We start from the raw sequence: 7,101 nt of genomic DNA, 5'->3' as shown, positions 1-7,101 counted from the left end.
TGGTGCACCTTGAACACCCAAGAGGTGTGATCCGGGCGTCGATTCGTCTTATCCGCCTGCAGCGTTGTCGCTCGATGGCAGGGGCGCGTCTCGATGCCGATTCAGAAGTTTCGAGTTCGCATGCTGACCTCGTGGTCTTCCTGGGCGGCGGGTGGTGTACCGGTCAGCGGCGGCCCATTGCTGTATATCGGGCCAACGCTGGGGTGACCAGCCCCGGGTGACTCGGCCGCCGGTTTCGGCGATCTCGACATCGGGCGGTGGAAATGGTGCACCGGACGCGGCGAACCGAGTGATCCACTTCGTCACAGTGCCCGTGCTGACCCCAAGCTGACGAGCGATCTGGGAGGCGCCAAGGTACTGAGTCATCGAATTATCCTGTTCTCCTGTTTCTGATCTTCAGAAGTTGACGCCGGTCGGACTGCCCTTCAAATTGTCGCGTTAACGGACGTAATAGTCGAGAGATTCGCGAATCTCTTGGTCACACGGCGAGTGGGGTCGTGATGTGGATCTGTCGGTCGTGCCGCAGGTGGTCAGACCTGACGACGCGACCGACAGAGACAACGCAGACCTGTTCAGATGATCACTTGGTGTTAGAGGTCAGTCCTGGTCATCCTCTTTTGACCGGTGACGTTGGCGCACGAGTAACGCGGCGATGATGCCGCCAACGGCGGTGATGACAGCGCTCCCAGCGGTGATCAGCGCCGCAAGCACGGTGGGGTCGTGCATTTATGCGGTTCTCCTGTCGAATATCGATGCCCTGGAGAGCCCAGTGCGTTCAACAACGGGACGGTCGAGCGCTTGACGTACGACGTCGAATCCGTTCACCGATTCGGGTGAATTTGTCGAGCAGTCTTGGACTGACCTGGACGTGTCGCCTGCCACGAGCATGGGACCACCTGAGCGCTCTCTTTCCGTGAGCAGCGTGTCCAGCTGAGCGGACGCGGTGCGGATGATGGAGTCGACCCAGCTGCGAGTGGCACCCCACATGGCGCCGAGCACGCCTGTGGTGTCACGCAGATCAGGCCACAGTTCGCCGCGTTCTGTCACGAATCGGTGTGTCACGTCGAGTGCCATCAGTTGACTATTGTCGATCGCCACCATCACGCAGGAGCGAGCTTGCTCGCGACGAAGGATGGAGCCGGATAACGCTCACCGAAACTGTGCGCGGGCGCGTTCTCGCCAGTGGCCAGCCAGTCACGGACCTGCGCCGGATCGGGTAGTCCAGGCAGCCCGTCTAATCTGGACTCAGCAGCCCGACATTCATGTCTTCCGATCTGCCGGAGCGGCATCGAAGCGGCAGCAACCGACCACAACCACGGTCATGCCCTGCGGAGTGGTGTAAGAGAAGGCTCCGCGTGATCCAGTGTGGACTTTAGGCGGTCATGGTCTCGGTGGCCATGATTTCTTTGGTTTCCGTGGCCGTGTCGTCGTTGGGTAGCAGGTGCATTCTGCTGCGGGACAACAACTCCGGCCCGATGTAGCGGTGTCCTTCGGCCCATTCGTCGGTCTGTTCGGCCAGCACCGCGCCGACCAGACGGATGATCGCCGCGCGGTTCGGGAAGATCCCGACCACATCGGTGCGGCGGCGGATCTCCTTGTTCAGCCGCTCCTGCGGGTTGTTGGACCAGAGCTGTTTCCACAACTCACGCGGAAACACAGTGAATGCCAGCAACTCGTCCCGGGCGGCGTCCAGATGCTCGGCCGCGGCCGGCAGCTTGTCGGCCAGCGAATCGGCGACCTTGCCAAACTGCTCACGCACTGTCTGAGCGTCGGCCTGATCGAAGATCGTGCGCACCAGCGTGGCCACGCCCGGCTGCGCCGACTTCGGCACCTTGGTCAGCAGATTACGCAGGTAGTGAAGCCGTAAAAGATCAAGTTGTTGCTTTTTGATCTTGGGTTCGTTGGTGTTGTATGGCGATCTTGGAAGAGGCACTGTCCCAGCTCAAGTGCCGGTTCGCCGTGCTGCTGCCGCACCTGAACGAGCGGCAGCGGCGGTTAGCCGTGGCGGTCCGCAGAGCAATATTTAAAGCGAAATAAATAGCGAGGCGCCTCGCCTGAGTTATTATACCCAGCCATACAGGCTCTTCGAAGTTATGCGGGGTTGAGGCATCCTCGGCCTTTGCGGGTGGTGGCGCAGCGGGTGCGCAGACGTTGACTGACCGGGTTACGGAAGCCGTAGGCGTCGCGGGCGACGGTTTTGATGACCCGGTTGGTGCCCTCGGATCCTGCATTGGTGATGCCGGTGTCGAGGAAGGCGAGGATTTCGGGCCACCAGGCCGAGACCGTGCTGGCCAGTCGCTCCAGTTCGGGCAGGCCGGCTGTGGCGCACCGCTCGTAGAACCGCGACAGCCGGGGCCAGATCACGGCCCGGTCCGGGTGGGTGCGCGCCAGGTCGAGCAGGTCGAGCAGGTCTTCCTTGGCGTTCCACGCGGTCAGGATCGGTGTGCCGATCCCCGTCGGGAGTGCCCGCAGGTCGTCGATCATCGGGTCGAGGTGTTTCTCGTGTATCCGGGCGGCCGAGCGGGTCAGCCGGTTGCGCAGTTCCCACTCCCGGTTGCCTTTGCGGCCTCGCCGGCCCCGCACCTGCAGGGTGACCCGGCGACGGACCTCGGTGAGGGCCTGGTTGGCCAACTGCACGAGATGGAAGTGGTCCACGACCAGCCTGGCCTGTGGTAACACGGCGCGGACCGCGGCGGCGAAGACGGTGCACATGTCGATCGCCACGACCCGGATGCCCTGGCGCCAGGCCTGGTCCCACTGGGTGATCCAGTCCCGCACGGCCACGCTGGTGCGGCCCTCGACCTGCCCGAGCAGGCCCTGCCCGCCCGCGAGGTCCACGAACCCGACATGCCACCGATCCACTGTGACCTCCCAGCACTGCTGGTCGTCGTTCCAGGTCCACTGCGGACGGCCCCGGCGGATCTCGTCGATCCCCAGCACCGCCACCGGGTCTGGCCTGTCCGGCAGCACCGCGGCGGCGTGGGCGGTGAACGCGGCCGACACCACCGGCCAGGACAAGCCGTGATCCCGAGCGGACTGCACGATCGTGCGCCCACCATCGGCCACCGCCGCACCGGCCGCCCGCCGCAACCGACCGGTCACCCGGGCCCGCGCCGGAACCTGCTCGACCGCCTCGGTGAACGTCTTCCTGCCGCAGTCCTGCTGGTCACAGTGCCAGCGACGTTTGCGCCACCGCAGATCGACCTGTCTGCCAACCACCGGCAGATCCCTCGGCTGTGTGGTCACCCACTCCTTGATCCTGGTCGCTGTCACGCCGCATCCCGGGCAAGCACGGGCCTGCTCGTCTGCGGTGACCAGATGGACCACCGGCCCACCGTGTGCTGCTTCATCGACCCGAACGACAACCAGGCCGGCCAGGCCCAGCAGACGGGTCGTATCGTTAACCATGCCCGTGGCTCTTCTGTCGTGATCTTCCTGCGTAGACAACAGAAATGATCACGCACAGAGCCACGGGCCCTCACACTGGGCAGAAACCTCACGACCCAGTCAAACCCCGGCCAAGTTCGAAGAGCCGCCATACAGGGCCCAGTCGGCATGGATCGCATGACAGTGAGGTGATCTCAGCGACTTTCACGCGATCTTGCCGTGTTCGAAATGCGTGAGGACAAGGGCGGCTTTGACGATGTCGCCGATCTTGCTGGGGTTGGCGGTGAGATGCCGCAGGCTGCGCCAGCGTCCGGTGAGTAGGGCGAAACCACGTTCGCCCAGACACCGTAGGCCACGCAGCAGAGCGTTGCGTGTGCGGGTGTCCACGTCGAGGACCTGGCCATCGGCAGGCTGTTTGACCGGGGTGTGCACGCCGATGCCGGCACCGTCGTAGCCGCCATCGGCCAGCGTCGGCAGATCAAGGTGCGAGGCGGCCCAGTACAGCGCACCCAGCACATGCTCGCGCGCCACGGTCAAGTCATGGAGTGAACCGGGCTCGACATCCGAGACCCACCACGGAAAACCGTCCGGCGCGCACAGCGCTTGGATGTTGCCGCCGTGCTCGCGGGCTTTGCCGGAGTACCACAGGTCGATCGGCTCGCCTTTCACGCTCAACGTTTTCTCGCTACAGCGATCGGCGGAGAAGACCTTTCCATCGAGGATCACGTAGGCCGTGCCCTCATCCTTGGCCCGCTGCAGGGCCTCATGCAGGTCCGGCGCCTGCTCGGCGAGCACGATGACGACCTCATCCAAGTAGCGGTAGCCGGTGGCGCGGGAGATGCCGTGATCGCGAGCCAGGGCGGGGACGTCGGTGTTCTGCCGGAACCAGCGCAGGCCCAGCACCGCGTGGCGAAAGCAGGTCAACGCCCTGCTGTTCTTGCGGGTGCCGCGTCGGCGGCGTTCGGCGTGCAGCAGCCGGCTGAGGTAGAGGGCCAGTTCACGCGGGACATCGAGCATGGCACGATACGCAATCACGGGGAGCCTTCTGGTCCGGACTTGATCTTCGCAATCCAGTTCTACCAAGGGCTCCCCGCCCATCTTTCCCCGGGTCTCACCACTCCCCAGCACATCGACCAGCGCTCGTCCGAGCAGCTTCGCGGCTCAACAAACGAACCAGAATCTTGGTGAGATTACCTCACTGGAAGCCGACCTCACCACAACCCGGCTGGCGCTGGACATCATGGGAAAAGCACACGCACTCTTGGAAGAACTTTCCGAGAGTGCGGGCAACGACGAGCCGCCGACGACATCCTGACGGCCGCGTTCACCGAACTGCGCCACGCCCAGATATCCGTGCAGAAATCCTGTGCGCTGACCGGGATGTCCCGAGCCACCCGCTATCGACGCACCAACCCGAAAGCAACCAAACACGGTCCGTGGCTACCCCGCCGGCTACCGCCCGCGGCGCTGACCGACACCGAGCGGATACAGGTGCTGGACCTGCTGACCAGCCCGGCCTACGCGGATCTGGCCATCCCGCAAGTCTGGGCCCGTGAACTGGACGAAGGCCGGTAATGGTGCTCAGTGTCCACGATGTACCGCATCGCCAGAGCCACCGGCCAGGTCTCCGAACGCCGCCGCCAGGCGACCCATCCACCCCGGATCCGCCCGGAGCTGGTCGCCCATGGCCCCAGCGAGGTGTGGTCCTGGGACATCACCGCGTTGAAAGGACCCGTGAAAGGGATCTGGTACAAGTGCTACGTCATCCTCGATATCTTTTCCCGGTATGTCACCGGCTGGCTGGTCGCCGCGGCCGAGGACGCAGTCGTGGCCAAGGACTTCCTGGCCGATGCCGTCGCACGTAACAGATGCGAGCCGCACACCATTCACGCCGACCGTGGCGGGGCGATGGTCTCCAAACCGGTATCCGAACTCCTGACCGATCTCGGTGTCTTGCGGTCTCATTCCCGCCCTCGAACCTCGAACGACAACCCTTATTCGGAAGCCCAGTTCAAGACGATGAAGTACGTGCCCGATTTTCCCGACCAATTCGGATCACTCGCGGACGCCCGCGCGTTTTGTGAGGGTTTCTTCCTGTCCTACAACCACGAGCATCGGCATTCCGGGATCGGAATGCACACCCCGGCCTCGGTGCACTTCGGCACCGCCGAGCAGATCCACCTCCAGCGGCAGGTCACGCTCAACCGAGCCTACGCGGCGCATCCGGAGCGCTTCGCCCGCCGACCTCGGCCACCAGCGTTGCCCGAGGTGGCCTGGATCAACCAGCCTATCGAGCAACAGCAGCCCCGTAGGCACTAACCGTCTCAATTGGACTTGACAACTACCGCTCAGCCGTGACCATCGAAAAGGTGGATTGTGCCACCGTTTGTCCACGACCGAGCAGCCGTATGGCTGTTCGGTCGTATCCGGATGGCCCGAGGTTGCTATCGAGCATGATCCGGTCGGTCCGCTCCGGGAACGGCTGCGCGTACACCGCGCCGAGATAGATGCCCGTTGGAAAATCTGTGGTAGGAGATCGTCGGCTCGCCAAGGGCTCCCGGATCGGATCCAGATCGCGAGCCGCGTTCGCGGTGGTGACGTGCGGCAGCTTGTCCTGGGCGTACGACCCGACAGACGAGGCGCTTCGTGGTCGGCAACGTCGCGTGAACCCGAATGGTCTGGACGCTGATCATTAGGATGCGGTTGGCGTGGTGGGTGATCGTCAACGGCACAACCGCATCCTTTGCCATTGCCGAACTCAGCAACTGGGTGACGTAGGGGCCGTCGCTTCAGCCGGGCTGAGCATGAAGCGCCTCGGTTTGTCCTTGGTTTTCACGGCAATGCCTACTCGAACCAGCTTGTCCAGCGCGTTGCTGACTGCACCCGATGATTTCCCACCCAACCCGTTCGCGACAGCGACCGGACCGAACTCCTCACTCGGATGGTCACGCAGGTAGTCCTCGACCATCCCGCACAGTGCGCCGGGGGCCAACCGCGAAGGCGTCTTCGCTGCCGCTCCCGCACGGTGCTCCGGCTCGGTGGCGGCGGCCCCAGTCGTAGCTTCCTGGTCTATGGGCCCGCTCGGTCCTACGACGAGTGGAACGGTTGATATTTGTGGTGCAGTGTCGGTGGCGATCGCCTCTTGCGAGTCAACGGTTGAAGCGTCTGTCTCCGTCGCGTCGGGATGTTCGATATCTGTTGGATCAGTTCCCGTTGGCGATGTGGCGTCGCCCTCGGTGGGTGTGACGTCGGCGGCGGACGATGTCTCTGAAACCGCAGTAGTAGGGGCGGCATCGGTGTCCGGTTCCGCATGTGCAGTAACCGTCGGTTTGGTATCGCGGGCCAAAGACGTGTCCGACGGGGCAGGTGCTTGCTGCGCGGTGGTGCTTTCGTCAATTGCCCAGAGGTCGGCGGCGCGACGTGTGCCTTCGGCGATTCCGGTGGTACGTGTGACGAGGTGGTCCGCAATCCACCTGGCGAGGATCTTCTGCGCGGTAGATTTCCCAATCTTCGCGGCTGCCGCCAGGTCGGCGGCAGTACTGGTCGGGCTGGCGTGCAGTGTTCTCCACAGCTTGTCCTCGGCGTCTGTACGGGTGATCGTGGTGGTCTCAGGTTCACCGGCGGGTTGCCCGGCCGACCAGACGATGCCAGCAGTGCCAGGTTTGCGGGTGTCCGTGGAGCGTGGTGCGCGGTTGCGGGTCTTACTGAACATGA

Annotated in this window: 8 protein-coding genes and 1 pseudogene; 2 read left to right on the top strand and 7 right to left on the bottom strand. The window is 63.9% G+C overall.

The features are described 5' to 3' along the window. Positions 1-48: 48 nt before the first annotated feature. The 6 genes and pseudogenes from LWC34_RS59170 to LWC34_RS45850 all read right to left on the bottom strand — a co-directional run bounded on the left by LWC34_RS59170 (position 49) and on the right by LWC34_RS45850 (position 4,422). Positions 49-366 (bottom strand): helix-turn-helix domain-containing protein, encoded by a 318-nt coding sequence (locus LWC34_RS59170; protein WP_372496782.1) that lies wholly within the window; start codon positions 364-366, stop codon positions 49-51. Between the two features lie 231 nt (positions 367-597). Beyond that, positions 598-726, bottom strand: a complete 129-nt coding sequence (locus LWC34_RS57490; protein ID WP_284051888.1) for a hypothetical protein — start codon at positions 724-726, stop codon at positions 598-600. Then, entirely contained in the window at positions 727-1,074 is a 348-nt protein-coding gene (locus LWC34_RS45865) for a hypothetical protein (RefSeq protein WP_233731552.1), read from the bottom strand. Positions 1,075-1,372: 298 nt separating this feature from the next. Continuing rightward, positions 1,373-1,864 (bottom strand): annotated as a pseudogene (locus LWC34_RS45860) (transposase); the annotation flags it as partial. Positions 1,865-2,091: 227 nt separating this feature from the next. Further along, positions 2,092-3,408, bottom strand: a complete 1,317-nt coding sequence (locus LWC34_RS45855; RefSeq protein ID WP_233724452.1) for an ISL3 family transposase — start codon at positions 3,406-3,408, stop codon at positions 2,092-2,094. A 183-nt stretch (positions 3,409-3,591) separates the two neighbouring features. Further along, complete coding sequence (locus LWC34_RS45850) at positions 3,592-4,422, bottom strand: transposase family protein (protein ID WP_233728168.1); 831 nt, start codon at positions 4,420-4,422, stop codon at positions 3,592-3,594. A 345-nt stretch (positions 4,423-4,767) separates the two neighbouring features. On the opposite strand from LWC34_RS45850, the gene LWC34_RS45845 reads away from it, so the two are divergent. Together LWC34_RS45845 and LWC34_RS45840 are read left to right on the top strand one after the other, a co-directional pair. Beyond that, positions 4,768-4,962, top strand: coding sequence for a hypothetical protein (locus LWC34_RS45845; RefSeq protein WP_233731551.1), 195 nt, complete (start codon positions 4,768-4,770; stop codon positions 4,960-4,962). 18 nt (positions 4,963-4,980) lie between these two features. Next, complete coding sequence (locus tag LWC34_RS45840) at positions 4,981-5,706, top strand: DDE-type integrase/transposase/recombinase (RefSeq protein WP_233734076.1); 726 nt, start codon at positions 4,981-4,983, stop codon at positions 5,704-5,706. Positions 5,707-6,145: 439 nt separating this feature from the next. On the opposite strand, the gene LWC34_RS45835 is transcribed toward LWC34_RS45840, so the two are convergent. Further along, entirely contained in the window at positions 6,146-7,099 is a 954-nt protein-coding gene (locus LWC34_RS45835) for a MarR family transcriptional regulator (protein ID WP_233731550.1), read from the bottom strand. Positions 7,100-7,101: the final 2 nt, after the last annotated feature.

It is taken from the genome of Kibdelosporangium philippinense (assembly GCF_021390435.2).
Taxonomy (GTDB): Bacteria; Actinomycetota; Actinomycetes; order Mycobacteriales; family Pseudonocardiaceae; genus Kibdelosporangium; species Kibdelosporangium philippinense.
Note: the sequence above shows the minus strand (reverse complement) of the source record. Positions and strands in the feature narration are given on the sequence as shown.